The organism is Marinovum sp. 2_MG-2023, assembly GCF_030548265.1.
In the GTDB taxonomy this organism is placed as follows: Bacteria; Pseudomonadota; Alphaproteobacteria; order Rhodobacterales; family Rhodobacteraceae; genus Marinovum.
Window position 1 is genome coordinate 104,144 of the sequence record NZ_JAUOSD010000015.1, and the last position, 16,021, is coordinate 120,164.

Annotated in this window: 13 protein-coding genes; 9 read left to right on the plus strand and 4 right to left on the minus strand. The window is 57.8% G+C overall.

The window, feature by feature from the left end:
* Window positions 1–105: 105 nt before the first annotated feature.
* Both Q4577_RS16550 and Q4577_RS16555 read right to left on the minus strand, forming a co-directional pair.
* Complete coding sequence (locus tag Q4577_RS16550; protein WP_303467511.1) at window positions 106–1,110, minus strand: glucokinase; 1,005 nt, start codon at window positions 1,108–1,110, stop codon at window positions 106–108.
* A gap of 39 nt (window positions 1,111–1,149) precedes the next feature.
* Window positions 1,150–2,196, minus strand: a complete 1,047-nt coding sequence (locus tag Q4577_RS16555) for a LacI family DNA-binding transcriptional regulator (protein WP_303467510.1) — start codon at window positions 2,194–2,196, stop codon at window positions 1,150–1,152.
* Between the two features lie 266 nt (window positions 2,197–2,462).
* Here Q4577_RS16555 and Q4577_RS16560 point away from each other — a divergent pair, with 266 nt between their 5' ends.
* The 7 genes from Q4577_RS16560 to tsf all read left to right on the plus strand — a co-directional run bounded on the left by Q4577_RS16560 (window position 2,463) and on the right by tsf (window position 10,806).
* Window positions 2,463–3,818, plus strand: coding sequence for an ABC transporter substrate-binding protein (locus tag Q4577_RS16560; RefSeq protein WP_303467509.1), 1,356 nt, complete (start codon window positions 2,463–2,465; stop codon window positions 3,816–3,818).
* Between the two features lie 99 nt (window positions 3,819–3,917).
* A complete protein-coding gene (locus Q4577_RS16565) occupies window positions 3,918–4,916 on the plus strand; it encodes a carbohydrate ABC transporter permease (RefSeq protein ID WP_303467508.1) in 999 nt (332 codons plus the stop codon).
* Window positions 4,917–4,931: 15 nt separating this feature from the next.
* The gene (locus Q4577_RS16570; protein ID WP_303467505.1) at window positions 4,932–6,071 is read left to right on the plus strand and encodes a carbohydrate ABC transporter permease; all 1,140 of its coding nucleotides are present in this window, start codon (window positions 4,932–4,934) and stop codon (window positions 6,069–6,071) included.
* A 35-nt stretch (window positions 6,072–6,106) separates the two neighbouring features.
* A complete protein-coding gene (locus Q4577_RS16575; protein ID WP_303467503.1) occupies window positions 6,107–7,738 on the plus strand; it encodes an alpha-glucosidase in 1,632 nt (543 codons plus the stop codon).
* A gap of 21 nt (window positions 7,739–7,759) precedes the next feature.
* On the plus strand, window positions 7,760–8,848 hold the full coding sequence (locus Q4577_RS16580; protein WP_303567634.1) for an ABC transporter ATP-binding protein: 1,089 nt from the start codon (window positions 7,760–7,762) through the stop codon (window positions 8,846–8,848).
* A 180-nt stretch (window positions 8,849–9,028) separates the two neighbouring features.
* Window positions 9,029–9,820, plus strand: a complete 792-nt coding sequence (gene rpsB, locus Q4577_RS16585) for a 30S ribosomal protein S2 (protein ID WP_244686654.1) — start codon at window positions 9,029–9,031, stop codon at window positions 9,818–9,820.
* 110 nt (window positions 9,821–9,930) lie between these two features.
* Complete coding sequence (tsf, locus tag Q4577_RS16590) at window positions 9,931–10,806, plus strand: translation elongation factor Ts (RefSeq protein ID WP_244686656.1); 876 nt, start codon at window positions 9,931–9,933, stop codon at window positions 10,804–10,806.
* 387 nt (window positions 10,807–11,193) lie between these two features.
* Here tsf and Q4577_RS16595 read toward each other — a convergent pair whose 3' ends face one another.
* Complete coding sequence (locus Q4577_RS16595; protein ID WP_244686658.1) at window positions 11,194–11,955, minus strand: LuxR family transcriptional regulator; 762 nt, start codon at window positions 11,953–11,955, stop codon at window positions 11,194–11,196.
* A 162-nt stretch (window positions 11,956–12,117) separates the two neighbouring features.
* Complete coding sequence (ilvD, locus tag Q4577_RS16600; protein ID WP_244686660.1) at window positions 12,118–13,953, minus strand: dihydroxy-acid dehydratase; 1,836 nt, start codon at window positions 13,951–13,953, stop codon at window positions 12,118–12,120.
* A 166-nt stretch (window positions 13,954–14,119) separates the two neighbouring features.
* Between ilvD and Q4577_RS16605 the strand changes: the two genes are divergently transcribed.
* Both Q4577_RS16605 and Q4577_RS16610 read left to right on the plus strand, forming a co-directional pair.
* Window positions 14,120–14,599, plus strand: a complete 480-nt coding sequence (locus tag Q4577_RS16605) for an acyl-CoA thioesterase (protein WP_244686663.1) — start codon at window positions 14,120–14,122, stop codon at window positions 14,597–14,599.
* Between the two features lie 145 nt (window positions 14,600–14,744).
* Window positions 14,745–15,836, plus strand: coding sequence for a hypothetical protein (locus tag Q4577_RS16610; protein ID WP_303467493.1), 1,092 nt, complete (start codon window positions 14,745–14,747; stop codon window positions 15,834–15,836).
* Window positions 15,837–16,021 lie beyond the last annotated feature (185 nt).

Sequence of the window (16,021 nt, forward strand, 5' to 3'; positions counted from 1 at the left end):
GCGGCAGAAAGATTTCCCACGAAGTTCGGGCAATCTGGAACTATTGTTCATGATTTCTGGCACTACCGCGAACAAAATCCCTTTGCCCAGCCACCCCGCGCGTGGTCATGCGGCGGCAGAATGGGCCAGAAGTTCGGCCATATGCGACGCACAGCCAAGCAGCGCCGCGTCGTCGTTTTCGATCAGATAGACCGGGAATTTGGCCATGAACTCTGAAAACCGCCCCTTGTCGCAAAATGCGTCGCCAAACCCCATCTGATCGAAATGCGGCGCCAGTGACCGGCTGACCCCGCCAATGAAATAGATGCCGCCAAACGGTAACTGCGCAAGGGCCAGATCGCCCGCGACCCGGCCGGCAAAGGTGACATGATATTGCGCGGCTTCGATGGCCGCCTGATCGCTGCCGTCGGCCACGCCGGCCATGATCTCGCCCGGGGGTTTGCTGCCGGGCGTGCCGCCCTCATGCCGACGCCAGCGGTAAAGCGCCTCAAGCCCGCGCCCCGAAAGCGCCTCTTCCACCGATGGGAACCCACCCTCGGACAGCAGAAATTCCGCCAGCGTCTGTTCCTGCGGGCTGCGCAGGGCCAGGCTCATATGGCCGGCCTCGGACGGTGGCACCAACGTCAGACCGCCGCTTTGAAACACCATGGCGATGTTCACCCCGGTGCCCAGACCAATCACCAGCCGGGTGGTTTGCTGTGCGTTGCCCGTCGCGGCGTCGCTGTGCAACAACGGGCGCAGATCGCCCTTGCCCAAATGGCCCAGCGCATGCCCCTGTGCCTGCAAATCGTTCAACACCGCTACCTGTGTCGCGCCGGATGCATCGCGCACGCAATCGTCATCAATTACCCAGGACAGGTTGGTCATTTTCAACACCCCATCCATCACCGGACCCGCGCCCGCAACACAGGCCGCTACCGGCGCAGCCCCGGTTTCGGACCGATAGGCGGCGATCACCTCGCTGAGACCATCGCGGCCCTGATTGCGATAGCGCCGAACAGAGCCTTCCAACAACGAGATGCCGTGATCTGCGGTCGTGGTGGCCAGGGCAACACGGGTATTTGTGCCGCCAATATCAGCAACAAGCGTGGTTTCTGCGGGCAGGGTCATCAAGGTATCTCCGTCAAACAATGGGATGGGCGCGCGGGCTCATGCCTCGGCGGCAATCTGGGCGGGGGCCGGTCCGGTGGTGGCCCCGGTCAAAAAACGATAGGGCATCATTTCGGTGCCCGGCGGTGCCAGCGGATCGGAAATCCGCGACATCAGGATTGCCGCGACACGGCGGCCGGCCTCACGCACCGAACTGCGGGCGGCGGTAAAAACCGGCTCGGCCTCGGTGCCGTTGCGCAGGTATGACAGATCATCGTCAAACGTCACCACCGACACATCACGGCCCAAAACCAAACCCGCAGATTCAATTGCCCGGCGCACGCCAAGCGCGGTGATCATCGAAGCCACCACAAAGGCCGTCGGCGGCGTGTCGCGCGCAAGCATGGCCGAGGCAGCATCGTAGCCAAAGGTTTCGGTCATGTCGGCGGACACCATCAGCTCTGGATCGGGGGGGATATCTGCTTCGGCCAGCGCCTTGAGAAAACCAGCCCGGCGACGAAAGGCAAAATCCAGTTGTTCCAACCCGTTGATCAGACCAATTCGCCGGTGCCCCAGCGTGGTCAGATGGGTTGTGGCCTCTTGCATTGCGGTGACATTGGCCACATCGACCCAGGAAAACGGCGTCTTGACGTCGCTGGCGCGGCCATGGACCACAAACGGCAATTCCAACTGGATCAGCAAGGGAATGCGCGGGTCGTTCATCCGGGGACCATGGACCACGATCCCGTCCACGTTGCCCTTGATTTTCAAATCGCGGTAAAATGCCTCTTCTTCGGAATCCGGCACCAGCGACAGCAACATGTCGTAGCCATGCCGGGAATAGACCTCGCCGGCACCGGCGACGAAATCGCCAAAAACCGGGTTCACCATTTCATGTTGCGTCGACACCGGGATGACATGGCCGATGGTCATCGCCCGCCCGGTGGCCAGCGACCGCGCCCGCGTGTTGGGTTTGTAATTGGCGGCCCGCGCCGCATCATGCACCTTTTTCCGGGTCTTTTCGCTGACCTCTGGATAGCCGTTCAAGGCCCGGCTGACCGTGGTTTGCGACAATCCCAATCGTTCGGATAGTTGCTTTAAGTTCATTGTGCCGATGACCCCCAGAATTGACCCGAACGGGAAGTGTTCTACCTTGATTGTTGCGGAACGCAAATTGCCTTTCTTTTCACAGCTGACTTTCTGCACCGCAGAGAAAACATTGATTTCGTTAGACTAATCGATGTTGACTTTTCAACGCAACTTCCTCACATTAAAACTACCAAAGCGCTTTGGAAAGCGAGTGTCAAGACTTGTATCAAAGCGTCGATAGGTGTTCGATGGAACGTGCGTTTACCGCACAGGGAGGAAAATCAATGAGAGTTTCGCTTTATGCGAGTGTTGCGACGCTGGCGCTGTCCGCTTCTTTGGCCCAGGCCGAAGGTCATCTGCCATTCACGCCGGGAGAGGGCGATTTCAACTGGGACAGCCTGACCGCCTTTGCCGAGGCCAATGACCTGAACGGCGAAGAAATCAGCGTTTTCGGACCCTGGCGCGGGGATGATCAGGCCCTGGTCGAAAGCATTCTTGGCTATTTCACCGAAGCGACGGGCGCGACCATCAAATACGCCTCTTCCGAAACCTATGAACAGCAGATCGTGATCGACACCGAGGCCGGATCGCCGCCCAATGTCGCGGTGCTGCCGCAGCCCGGCCTGATCCAGGATCTGGTGTCCAAGGGGTTTGTCGAACCTTTGGGTGAAGACACCGAAAACTGGCTGCGGGCCAATTACGCCGCAGGCGACAGCTGGGTCAGCCTTGGCACCTATACCGGGCCGGACGGCGAAGACCGGCTTTATGCCTTTCCCTATAAAATCGACCTGAAATCTCTGGTCTGGTACAGCCCGGAGAATTTCGAAGATGCCGGGTATGACGTGCCGGAAACCATGGAGGATCTGAAGGCGCTGACGCAACAGATCGTTGATGATGGTGGCACACCCTGGTGCATTGGTCTGGGGTCCGGTGGCGCGACCGGCTGGCCCGCGACCGATTGGGTCGAAGACATGATGCTGCGCACGCAATCCCCCGAAACCTATGACCAGTGGATCAAGAACGAAATTCCGTTTACCGATCCGGCGGTTGTTGGCGCGATCGAAGAATTCGGCTTTTTTGCCCGCAATGACGATTATGTGGCTGGTGGGGCCGGGGCTGTGGCCTCGACCGATTTCCGCGACAGCCCGGACGGCATGTTCTCTTCGCCGCCGCAATGCTACATGCACCGCCAGGCCTCGTTCATTCCGACCTTCTTCCCCGAAGGCACCGAAGTGGGGCTGGACGCCGATTTCTTCTATTTCCCGGCCTATGCGGGCAAGGAACTGGGCAAGCCGGTTTTGGGGGCGGGCACCTTGGCCTTCATCACCAATGACAGCCCCGGCGCACGTGCGTTGCTGGCGTTTCTGCAAACCCCGATTGCCCATGAACTCTGGATGGCGCAATCCGGTTTCCTGACACCGCACACCGGGGTCAACACCGACCTTTACGGTTCGGATGCGTTGAAGAAACAGGGCGAGATCCTGCTGAACGCTACGACCTTCCGCTTTGACGGTTCGGATCTGATGCCGACGGGTGTGGGGGCCGGATCCTTCTGGACCGGCATGGTGGATTATGCCGGCGGCAAAGATGCCGCCGCCGTGGCCAGCCAGATCCAGGAAAGCTGGGACGCGCTGAAGTAAGCGGGCCCAAAGCGATGCCCGGCGCGATCACGCAGCACGGGCATCGCATTTTTACGACAGCATTACATCACGAAATCGGCGTTGCAGGAGGGGGCGGATATGCATCCAGCCATCATGGGACTATTGACGATTGTGATCGGGGTCGGGGGGTGCGTTGGCTATTTCTACTTCTCGAACATCATCCTGGACACGGTATTTTATCCACCGCGCGGGCCAAATGCCGGGCGCAACATCAACCGCGCCAACCTGATCCGGCCCTGGCTGTTCCTGTTTCCTGCGCTTTTTGCGCTGGGGCTTTACCTGGCCTATCCGGTGTTTGCCACGCTCTGGCTGTCGCTGACCGACCGGGATCAGGGCGGGGCCTTTGTCGGGCTGGCCAATTACAGGACGATGATGGCCGATGCCAAGTTCTGGGAGGCGATGCGCAACAACATGTTGTGGCTGGTCGTCGTGCCGGCCATGTCCACCGGATTTGGCCTGTTGGCGGCCCAGCTGACCGACCGCATTTCCTGGGGCAATTTCGCCAAGTCGCTGATTTTCATGCCGATGGCGATTTCCTTTGTTGGCGCATCGGTGATCTGGAAATTGATCTATGACACCCGCCCCGAAGGCACCGATCAGATCGGCATTCTGAATGCGCTTTGGGTCAATATGGGGGGCGAGCCGCAGCAATGGCTGACCCTGATCCCCTGGAACAATTTCCTGTTGATGGTGGTGTTGATCTGGATTCAGACCGGTTTTGCCATGGTGATCCTGTCGGCGGCGCTGCGCGGTATTCCCGAAGAAACGATTGAGGCCGCGATCATCGACGGCGCGTCACCATTGCAGATCTTCTTCAAGATCAAGGTGCCGCAGATCATGTCGACGATTGTGGTGGTTTGGACGACGATCACGCTGGTGGTGTTGAAAATTTTCGACATCGTGTTGGCGATGACCAACGGCCAGTGGGAAACCCAGGTTCTGGCCAATTACATGTACGACAAATTGTTCCGCGCCTTTGACTGGGGCGTCGGGTCGGCCTCGGCCATGGTGATCATGCTGTTGGTGACGCCGATCCTGGTCTGGAATGTGCGCAACGCGCGCAAAGAAATGCGCTGAGCGGGGGGATTGGACATGGACAATATCGCAGGTCAAAAATCCACGCTGACATGGGCGGTGCATATCGCGGTGCTGGTACTGGTGCTGGCATGGGTGTTCCCGACGTTGGGATTGCTTGTCAGTTCGTTTCGCACATCGGACCAGATTTCGACCTCTGGCTGGTGGGCGGCGCTCACGACGCAAGAGGGCCAATTGCCCGCCATCCGCATCAGCGGCCAAGAGGTGCAGGAGGCCGATCTCTATGTCATCGAAGGCGGGTTGTTTCCCGACAGTGACACCACGGTCACCGCATGGGGCACGTCGTCGCGCGCGCCCGAGGCCTATGCCGCCGGCGACACAGCCGAGCTGAAGGATGGCGCGCGTCTGACTGTGGCGGGGGACGGTGCATTCCGTCTGACAGGTGGCCAAAGCTGGGAGGGCCAGCGCCTGCCGCGGGTGTTTACCACCGCCGCGACACCGCCGGAATTCACCCTGAGCAATTACACCAATGTGCTGACCTCGGACACCGCCGGGGCAGGGATCGCCAATGCGTTCATCAATACGCTGACCGTGGCCATACCATCGACCATCATCCCGATCCTTGTGGCGGCCTTTGCGGCCTATGCGCTGGCCTGGATGGATTTCCCCGGCCGGTCGCTGTTGATTGCCGCCGTGGTCGGATTGTTGGTGGTGCCCTTGCAGCTGGCGCTGATCCCGCTTTTGCAACTGCACAACGCGATTGGCATCGGCAAGGGGTATCTGGGTGTTTGGCTGGCGCATACCGGATTTGGTCTGCCACTGGCGATCTATCTTTTGCGCAATTACATGGTCGGACTGCCGCGTGACATCATCGAAAACGCCCGGGTGGACGGCGCGACAGAGTTCCAGATCTTCATCAAGATCATCCTGCCGCTCAGCTTTCCGGCGCTGGCGTCATTCGCGATCTTTCAATTCCTGTGGACCTGGAACGATCTGCTGATCGCATTGGTGTTCCTGGGCACCGACGATTCCACCCTGGTTCTGACCGGGCGGTTGGTCAATCTGATGGGGTCGCGCGGCGGACAATGGGAGATCCTGGCAACCTCGGCCTTTGTGTCGATTGTTGTGCCGCTGGCCGTGTTCTTTGCCATGCAAAAATATCTGGTGCGCGGTCTTTTGGCCGGCTCCGTCAAATAGGGCGCCCCCCGATGAACAAACATACGGACAACATCATGAAACTTTCCCGTCAGGAAGATACCGATTGGTGGCGCGGCGCAGTGATCTATCAGATCTATCCGCGCTCCTATCAGGACAGCAACGGCGATGGCATTGGCGATCTGAACGGCATCACCAGCCGCCTGCCGCATATTGCCTCGCTTGGGGTGGATGCGATCTGGATTTCTCCGTTCTTCACCTCGCCGATGAAGGATTTCGGCTATGATGTCAGCGATTATTGCGACGTCGATCCGATGTTCGGCACTTTGGCGGACTTTGATGTGCTGGTGGATACCGCGCATAAACTTGGCCTGAAGGTGATGATTGATCAGGTGCTGTCGCATTCCTCGGATCAACACAAATGGTTCAAGGAAAGCCGCCAGAGCCGCGACAATGATAAGGCCGATTGGTACGTCTGGGCCGATCCCAAAGAGGACGGCACCCCGCCAAACAACTGGCTGTCGATTTTTGGCGGATCAGGCTGGCAATGGGATGGTCGCCGCGAGCAATATTACCTGCATAATTTCCTGACGTCGCAGCCGGACCTGAATTTCCATTGCCCGGACGTCCAGCAGGCATTGTTGGACACTGTAGAGTTCTGGTTGGATCGCGGGGTGGATGGGTTCCGGTTGGACACCATTAATTTCTATATTCATGACAAAGAGTTGCGCGACAATCCTCCGCTGTCGAAAGAGCTTCGAAATGCGTCGATTGCGCCCTCGGTGAACCCCTATAACCATCAGGAACACCTCTATTCCAAGAACCAGCCAGAGAACCTCGACTTTCTGCGACGGTTCCGTGCCTTGTTGGATCAATATCCCGGGTCCACCTGTGTCGGCGAGGTGGGCGATGCCCAACGCGGGCTTGAAATCATGGGGCAATACACATCTGGCGGCGACAAGGCGCATATGTGTTACGCATTTGAATTCCTGTCCGGAAATTCGTTGAGCGCCAGCCGTGTAGCCGAAGTTTTGCATGCAGTGGACGAGGCCGCAGCGGACGGATGGGCGTGCTGGGCGTTTTCCAACCATGATGTGCCGCGCCATGTCACCCGCTGGGGACTGGGGCTTCCTGCGCAAAAGACCTATGCGACATTGATCCATTGTCTGCGCGGGTCGGTCTGTCTTTATCAGGGCGAGGAGCTTGGCCTGCCAGAGGCGGATGTCGCATTCGAGGATCTGCAAGATCCCTATGGCATCGAATTCTGGCCTGAATTCAAGGGCCGAGACGGCTGCCGGACACCGATGGTTTGGGAACCTTCCAACCAAAGCGGTGGGTTTACCGCAGGCCAGCCATGGTTGCCGGTCAGCCATGACCATATCAACCGGTCAGTCGCCGCCCAGGAGGCCGATCCGGGTGCCTTGTTGCACCATTACCGCAATGTCATCGCCTTTCGCCACGCGCACCCCGCATTGGTCAAAGGCGCACACAGCGAAATATCCGCCGACGGCGATGTGCTGCGCTTCATCCGCAGTCATCAAGACGAGGTGATTTTCTGTGCCTTCAACCTGAGTGAGGTGCCGGCCACGATTGACCTGCCAGCTGGCACATGGTTGCCGATCGGCTCTGAAATCGGGTCTGCCGCGGCGCAGGCGGATGGAAAACTTCACCTTGGGCCCTGGCAAACTGCCATGGCAACCCAGCGTTAAGCCGCAACAGGAGACAGTAAAATGGCCAATCTGAAACTGACCGATGTCGAAAAAACCTATGGCGGCGCGGTGAATGTGCTGAACCACATCGACCTTGATATCAAGACCGGCGAATTGATTGTGTTTGTCGGCCCGTCGGGCTGCGGGAAATCCACCTTGCTGCGCATGATTGCCGGTCTGGAAAAGATCACCAGCGGCACGTTGGAAATTGACGGGCAGGTGGTCAATGACGTGCCACCGTCACAACGCGGTATTGCGATGGTGTTCCAATCCTATGCGCTTTACCCACATATGACGGTGCGTGAAAACATGTCCTTTGCGCTCAAGATCGCCAAGAAGCCGCAGGATGAAATCGACGCGTCGGTCGAACGCGCGGCCAAGATGCTGCAATTGGACGAATACCTCGACCGTTTGCCAAAGGCGCTGTCGGGTGGCCAGCGTCAGCGGGTTGCGATTGGCCGGTCCATCGTGCGTGATCCCAAGGTGTATTTGTTCGATGAACCATTGTCGAACCTGGACGCCGCCCTGCGGGTTGCGACCCGGATCGAGATTGCGCAGCTGAAAGAGAAAATGCCCGACTCGACCATGATCTATGTGACCCATGATCAGGTCGAAGCGATGACCCTGGCGACCCGCATTGTCGTTCTGGCCAACAAGGGGATCGCACAGGTTGGCAGCCCGCTGGAGCTTTATGAACGCCCCAACAGTGAATTTGTTGCGCAATTCATTGGCTCGCCCGCGATGAACCTGTTGCCCGGCGAAGTTGTGGGAACAGGGCCGCAAACCACGGTACGGATGCAACGTGGCGGCACAGCGGTGTCGGATTATCCCACCAAAGACAGCGACATGGGCCTGAAGGTCAATGTCGGGGTCCGCCCCGAGGATATGGTGGAAACCACCGGTGATGCCATTTTCGAAGGCAAGGTCGATTTCATCGAAGCCCTTGGCGAGGTCACTTTGCTCTATTTCGAAAAACAGGATAATCAGGCGGCGGTCATCGGCAAACTGGTCGGCATTCATACCGACGTGCGCGGCAAATCCGTGCGTTTGGCCGCCGCGCCCGCAAAGGTGCATCTTTTTGCCAATGGCGTGTCGCTGCTTTATCGCTGATCCCCAGGAGAGGCGGTTCATTTCAATCGCCTCTTGCGCCCACAAATCATTGCGTCTATACGCGCGCCATTAATCCGCAGGTGTGGGCGGGCCCTTGGGGGAGACATCCCCAAATGTCCACCGGTTGAAGCATTCGCTTCTCAACCCGCACCGAGGCGTAAACCGGAAAGGAAAAGAAGCATGGCTCTTCCCGAGTTCACCATGCGTCAGCTGCTCGAAGCTGGCGTTCACTTTGGCCACCAGACGCAACGCTGGAACCCCCGTATGGGTCCGTTCATCTATGGCGCGCGCAATGGCATCCACATCATGGACCTGACGCAAACTGTTCCGATGCTGGACCAGGCGCTGACCGCTGTGCGTGACACTGTGGCCAAAGGCGGCCGTGTGCTGTTCGTCGGCACCAAACGTCAGGCTGCCCAGCCTGTGGCCGATGCCGCAGAACGCTGCGCACAATACTACATGAACCACCGTTGGTTGGGCGGCACGCTCACCAACTGGAAAACCGTTTCCCAATCCATCAACCGTCTGAAGCAGATTGACGAGCAGATGGAAGGTGGCTTTGAAGGCCTGACCAAGAAAGAACGTCTTGGTATGGAACGTGACCAGCTGAAGCTGCAAGCGTCGCTGGGCGGTATCCGCGAAATGGGCGGCGTGCCTGATCTTCTGTTCGTCATCGACGTGAAAAAAGAAGCGCTGGCCGTGGCCGAAGCCAACAAACTGGGTATCCCGGTTGTGGCGATCGTCGACACCAACTGTTCGCCCGATGGTGTGGATTACATCATCCCCGGCAACGACGACGCTGCCCGCGCCATCGCTCTTTACTGCGATCTGGCAAGCCGCGCCGCGCTTGACGGTATGTCGGCCCAGCTGGGCGCTGCAGGTGTCGATATCGGCGCCATGGAAGAAGCGCCGGAAGAAGAAGTTGTTGCTGAAGAAGCCGCAGCCCCGGCAGACGCGCCCGCAGCAAGCTGAAGCAAGTCTTTGCCAGGTCTTTTCTGACCTGTCGCAAAACCGACATGTATTCATGACAGGGGGCAGAGGTATCTTTGCCCCCAATACCTTATGAGATGAGGAGAGCCGATATGGCGATTTCTGCGAAGCAGGTGAAAGAACTGCGCGAGATGACCGGCGCCGGCATGATGGATGCCAAAAAAGCGCTGACCGAAGTTGACGGCGACATCGAAGCCGCAATCGACTGGCTGCGGACCAAGGGTCTGGCCAAAGCGGCCAAGAAATCCGGCCGTACCGCCGCCGAGGGTCTGGTGGCCGTCAATGTCGAAGCAGGCAAGGGCGTCGCGGTTGAAGTGAACTCGGAAACCGATTTCGTTGGCAAGAACGCTGAATTCCAGGAAATGGTGTCGGGCATTGCCACCGCCGCGCTTGGTGTGTCGGATGTGGTTGCGCTGGCCGCGGCTGATCTGAACGGCAAAACCGTTGCTGACACCATCACCGACAAAATCGCCAAAATCGGCGAAAACATGTCGCTGCGCCGCATGTCGTCGCTCGAAGGTGCGTCGGTTGTGTCCTACGTCCACAACGCGGCTGCGCCGGGCATGGGCAAAATCGGTGTTCTGGTTGCGCTGTCCGGCGAAAACGAAGCCTTTGGCAAACAGGTTGCAATGCACATTGCCGCCGCCAACCCGGCATCGCTGTCCGAAGCCGATCTTGACCCGGCCGTCGTGGAAAAAGAGCGTTCGGTTCAAATCGACATCGCACGTGAATCGGGCAAGCCCGAAGCCGTGATCGAAAAGATGATCGTGGGCCGCATGAAGAAATTCATGAGCGAAGTCACACTGCTGAACCAGGCGTTTGTCATCGACCCCGACAACACCGTCGAAGCGGCCGCCAAAGCCGCTGGTGTGGAAATCACCGGGTACGTTCGTCTGGAAGTGGGCGAAGGCATCGAGAAAAAAGAAGAAGACTTTGCAGCAGAGGTTGCCAAGGCCGTTCAAGGCTAAGGCGGCATTTGTTTGCTGGGCTCCCCGGGATTTCCGGGGGGCCAAAAAGATTGCGGAGCTGGCTGCGACGGCCAGCTCCGCTTTTGTTTGGGCCACCCCTGACTATTGGGGATGAGACGAAGCGACCCAATTGGCCGGTCTGACGCTTAAAATACACACCAAACCGACCTCCGGTTTCCCGGGCAGAACCGAGGAGCCTTGAAATGACAAGGGCACTGTCCTGACGTTCCCTGGCTAGAATTGCCACCACTCACGGAACATCTGTAATGTGCCTTATTTCCCTTGGGTAATGAAGTCCGGTTTTCCTTACCAAAGGCGGCAGATGCCCGCCAAAGCGCTTTGACCGGATGACAAATGCCGTAATGAAATCAGGTCAGTACCGCCGGATCAAAGATCCAGCACGAACATCTGGTTCTGAAAGGCCGCTTTGAGCACGGCCTGGGCCGTGGTTTCGACGTTCAGCGCCTCGCGCGCGAGGCGGAGGTGTTTTTCCACCGTTGCGGCGGTCAAGCCCATCAGAAGCGCAATGTCCTGGGTGGTCTTGCCATCGCCGACCCATTCCAGCGCCTCACGTTGGCGCGGGGTCAAAGGTTTGCCCGCAACCGTAAAGGGCAGGGTGAGGATCTTGAGATGTGCGACATTGTTCATTGTCACGATGTCATCGCCATGTTCGGCCCAGACTTCATCGGCGTCAGATTGGCTCATCCCGTTTCGCGCCGTCAGGGCAATCGCCCCTTTGGAGCGGACCGAAACGGCCTTGAATGAAATCGTATAGCCGACCGTTACGCCCATTTTCTGATTGAACTGAACAACCGCCATTTCCGGATCTGTCAGCGCACCCTGTCTTGCCAGGTCGCCAACCATGGTCCAACTGGCCACACCTTCGTGGTCCATCGCCCAACGGGTCATCGGCGCGTTTTTATACAGCTCGTTGCCGAGGAATTCGTCCGTATAGCTGGGGTCATGATTGGTCAGCATCAGAAAATCATTGGGATCGCCCAGTGATTTTTCCGTGCGGTAATAGGTGAACCCATAGAGCAGGCGGTCAAAACCGTATTCCGCCATCTTGCGGCTGTGCATGTCCCACAACGCTTCGATCGTTGGGGAATTCGTCAGATCCAGGAGATATTTGTTCCGGGACTTTGTCATGCAGTCAGCTCCTGTCGCGCAGTCCCCGAATGCGGCGGGCTGGACCGGGACATGCGCAAAATAGTGAAACGCCTAAGGGTATTAGACATTTCACTGCTTTTCTGTCCAGACAATTGCGGTGACAATTGCCCTAGGGGCAAGAAATCCTGCCCGTTTGGGATATTAATCCACCACCCGAACCGCGCCGCGCGCCGCCGAGGTGGTCAAAGCCGCATAAGCCTTGAGCGCGGTTGTGATCTTGCGCTTGCGGGGGCTGACCGGTTTCCAACCTTCGGCGTCGCGTTTTTCACGCCGGGCCGCCAATTCGGCATCATCCACCGCCAGATGGATCGACCGGTTTGGAATGTCGATTTCAATCTTGTCGCCATGTTCGACCAGCCCAATGGTGCCGCCTTCGGCCGCCTCTGGCGAGACATGGCCAATGGACAGCCCCGATGTGCCGCCCGAAAACCGACCATCGGTCAAAAGCGCGCAATCCTTGCCCAGACCTTTGGATTTCAGATAGCTGGTCGGATAGAGCATTTCCTGCATGCCCGGACCGCCGCGCGGACCCTCGTAGCGGATGACCACCACGTCGCCGGCCTGGACCTTGCCGGTCAGAATGTCATTCACCGCCGCATCCTGGCTTTCGCAGACATAGGCCTTGCCGGTGAATTGCAGAATGCTGGCATCGACGCCCGCGGTTTTCACGATACAGCCTTCTTCGGCGATGTTGCCAAACAGAACGGCCAAACCGCCATCCTGGCTGAAGGCATGTTCCTTGGACCGGATCACCCCACCTTCGCGGTCGGTGTCGAGCTCCTTGTAGCGGTTTTCCGTGCTGAAGGCCTGGGTCGTGCGCACGCCGCCGGGGGCCGCTTTGAACAATTGTTCTGCATCCGGGTTGTTGGCAACCTTGATGTCCCAGCGCGCAATCGCCTCTGCCATGGTGGCGGAATGCACGGTCGTGGTGTCACCATGCAAGAGGTTCGCCCGATAAAGCTCTCCAAGGATTGAGAAAATCCCGCCAGCGCGGTGTACATCTTCCATATGCACGTTTTCGATATTCGGCGCGACCTTGCACAGGCAGGGCACCTTGCGGCTGAGCCGGTCAATGTCCTGCATGGTGAAATCGACGCCACCTTCATAGGCAATCGCCAACAGGTGCAATACCGTATTGGTCGATCCGCCCATGGCAATATCCAGGCTCATCGCGTTTTCAAAGGCCGCCATGGTCGCGATCTCGCGCGGCAAAAAGCCCTTTTCTTCAGCGACATAGTGGCGTTTGGTGATCTCGACGATCTTGCGGCCGGCCTCAAGGAACAGATGTTTGCGGTCTGCGTGGGTCGCCAATGTCGATCCATTGCCCGGCAGCGCAAGGCCCAAAGCCTCGGCCAGACAGTTCATGGAATTGGCGGTGAACATGCCCGAGCAAGATCCGCAGGTCGGACAGGCGTTTTCCTCGATATGCTGCACCTGTTCATCGGTCAGCGTTTCGCTGGCCGCGGCCACCATGGCATCCACCAGGTCGATCTTTGTCATTTCCAGATCGGCAATGTCGATCTTACCGGCCTCCATCGGGCCGCCCGATACGAAAATTGCCGGAATATTCAACCGCATAGCAGCCATAAGCATGCCCGGCGTGATCTTGTCGCAATTGGAGATACAGACCATCGCATCCGCGCAATGCGCGTTGACCATATATTCAACGCTGTCGGCAATCACTTCGCGCGAGGGCAGGGAGTAGAGCATCCCGTCATGGCCCATCGCAATGCCATCATCGACCGCGATCGTATTGAATTCCTTGGCAACACCGCCCGCGGCCTCAACCTCGCGCGCGACCATCTGACCGAGATCTTTCAAATGGACATGGCCCGGAACAAACTGGGTAAAGGAATTGACGATGGCGATAATCGGCTTGCCGAAATCGTCGTCTGTCATCCCCGTGGCACGCCAAAGCCCGCGGGCACCGGCCATATTGCGGCCATGGGTCGAGGTTCTGGATTTATAATGTGCCATATCTGGTCCTCCGGTGCCTGGGCTTGGCTTTGCGCTCAGGAACAATATTCAGGGGCCAAAGGCAAGGGGGCTGGGGCAAATCCCGCGTCGGAATAGCGCGGTAAAGTCATCCGGATTGCTGTAGCATCGTGATTCATGGATCAGATTGAAATTTGGAGACCCCTGGATGAGCGGCGCACCCACACTTGAAATGACGGTATTGATGACACCGGACATGGCAAATTTCAGCGGCAAGGTCCACGGCGGCGCGTTGTTGAACCTTTTGGATCGTGTGGCGTTCACCTGTTCATCGCGATACTCGGAACGCTATTGCGTGACGCTGTCGGTCGATCAAGTCATGTTCAAAGAGCCTATAAATGTCGGCGAGTTGGTGACCTTCAAGGCGCAAATCAACACCACCGGCCGCACATCCATGGAAGTTGGCATTCGGGTCGAAGCCGAGGATATCCGCACCGGATACCACCGGCACACCAATTCCTGTTACTTCACGATGGTCGCGGTAGATGACGACGGTGGCGCCGTCGCAGTGCCACCGATCAAGATCACCAGCGAAATTCACGCAAGACGCCAACGGGCCGCAAACCTGCGCCGAGAGCTGCGGCGAGAATTTTCCAAGCGTATGAAGGATATTGCGGTCGGATCCTAGCGCTTTGTCGACGTCGATATGCCGGATCGACCGCGAATGCCGTGGTAAGACGGCTCTGGATTTGCCAAGGTCCGATGCATGACGGCGACCGATGTTGGTGCGCCGCGGAACTAGTGAAGACGTCAGTAAATGTCGGGATGAAATGATGCTGCTCTATAACAAGAATTCGGCTTTGCGGGTGCATATACCGCTGTTTCGGACTTTGGCCATTATCATGGTCATCGCCGCAAATCCCGCGTCTGCCGCGCAGCTGGTTGTGAAAACCGACATGGAAATGGGGTGTTTTGCCGAGCTGAATGGCCCGATTACCAAGGGCGACGCGCAGGCCGTCAAAGAGGCCATAGATGCCTATCGTGAAGTCAATGCATTGATGGAGCCGGCCATAGAAGACCCAATGTTCGCCAGCAAAGAGGATCGACTGTGCCTCGACAGCCCCGGAGGATCGCTAACCGAAGGGATCGCATTGGCCCGGGTCTTGACCAAAAATCGGATCGGGGCGGCGGTTGCGCGCGGGAAATCCTGTTTATCTGCTTGCGCCGTCGCCTTCATGGGCGGTCGGGCATTTATCAGCGAGAAAATCAGCTCCAAGCCGGACCGGATCTTGCATCCCATGGCAAACCTTGGATTTCACTCCCCAAGTTTGGGGATCGACGCGGGCCGATATGATGAACAGGCGGTGAGCAAAGCCTATAGGATTGCGCTGCAAAGTGTTGGGGTCTTGCTCGAACATGCCCCGGAGATTGACTATCCAATATCATTGGTGACGACGATGTTGGCCACACCTCCGGATGAGATGTTCCTGCTCACAACCATTGGCCAGGCGGCGCGTTGGCGCGTCACGGTTGCACCGATTGTGGAGCAATCGGAATTGACCGATGAAACGCTGAAACGGCTCTGTTTCTATGCTGAAAGCGGTGATTTGGATTATCTGGTGGACGGTCGCCAACGTCGGCTTTCTTACACTACGGTTGAGATCACCGAAGGTTCCAAGGCCACCTTGGATGCAAATGGAAACGTGCTTTTTGGCTGGGACACACTGAAGGGCAAGGTAAACACCGGGTTCGGCGATACCTGGCGTGCAGCCTGCAATCTTTTCTACTATCCAATTCTGAAACCGAACACATCGCGCAATTACCCATCCGGGATGGTCACCATTGGCGGTGTGCAAACACTTGTCTGGCCATATCATTTTTTGCCCCATGATATGCTGATTTCTTCAGTTTCGTATCAACGGTAACAAGTCAGACGTCACCGGATCAGCGCCAGGCGTAGGGTAAGGATCCGGTATACTCTCTGTTTCGGGTGTTCACTTTTTTACATAATACCGATTATGGGCCTAAGCGAATGTAGCCGCAAAGCTAAAATGTCACCCATGAGCAATTCAGGAATGTCACTCTCCCCCAAAAGACTAAGGGAGATCGG

Bases quoted from the DNA above. Each gene is read 5' to 3' on its own strand.
- Q4577_RS16555 (WP_303467510.1), bottom strand. From the start codon at position 2,196: ATGAACTTAAAGCAACTATCCGAACGATTGGGATTGTCGCAAACCACG.
- tsf (WP_244686656.1), top strand. From the start codon at position 9,931: ATGGCGATTTCTGCGAAGCAGGTGAAAGAACTGCGCGAGATGACCGGC.
- Q4577_RS16560 (WP_303467509.1), top strand. From the start codon at position 2,463: ATGAGAGTTTCGCTTTATGCGAGTGTTGCGACGCTGGCGCTGTCCGCT.
- Q4577_RS16610 (WP_303467493.1), top strand. From the start codon at position 14,745: ATGCTGCTCTATAACAAGAATTCGGCTTTGCGGGTGCATATACCGCTG.
- Q4577_RS16595 (WP_244686658.1), bottom strand. From the start codon at position 11,955: ATGACAAAGTCCCGGAACAAATATCTCCTGGATCTGACGAATTCCCCA.
- rpsB (WP_244686654.1), top strand. From the start codon at position 9,029: ATGGCTCTTCCCGAGTTCACCATGCGTCAGCTGCTCGAAGCTGGCGTT.
- Q4577_RS16565 (WP_303467508.1), top strand. From the start codon at position 3,918: ATGCATCCAGCCATCATGGGACTATTGACGATTGTGATCGGGGTCGGG.
- ilvD (WP_244686660.1), bottom strand. From the start codon at position 13,953: ATGGCACATTATAAATCCAGAACCTCGACCCATGGCCGCAATATGGCC.
- Q4577_RS16570 (WP_303467505.1), top strand. From the start codon at position 4,932: ATGGACAATATCGCAGGTCAAAAATCCACGCTGACATGGGCGGTGCAT.
- Q4577_RS16575 (WP_303467503.1), top strand. From the start codon at position 6,107: ATGAAACTTTCCCGTCAGGAAGATACCGATTGGTGGCGCGGCGCAGTG.
- Q4577_RS16550 (WP_303467511.1), bottom strand. From the start codon at position 1,110: ATGACCCTGCCCGCAGAAACCACGCTTGTTGCTGATATTGGCGGCACA.
- Q4577_RS16580 (WP_303567634.1), top strand. From the start codon at position 7,760: ATGGCCAATCTGAAACTGACCGATGTCGAAAAAACCTATGGCGGCGCG.
- Q4577_RS16605 (WP_244686663.1), top strand. From the start codon at position 14,120: ATGAGCGGCGCACCCACACTTGAAATGACGGTATTGATGACACCGGAC.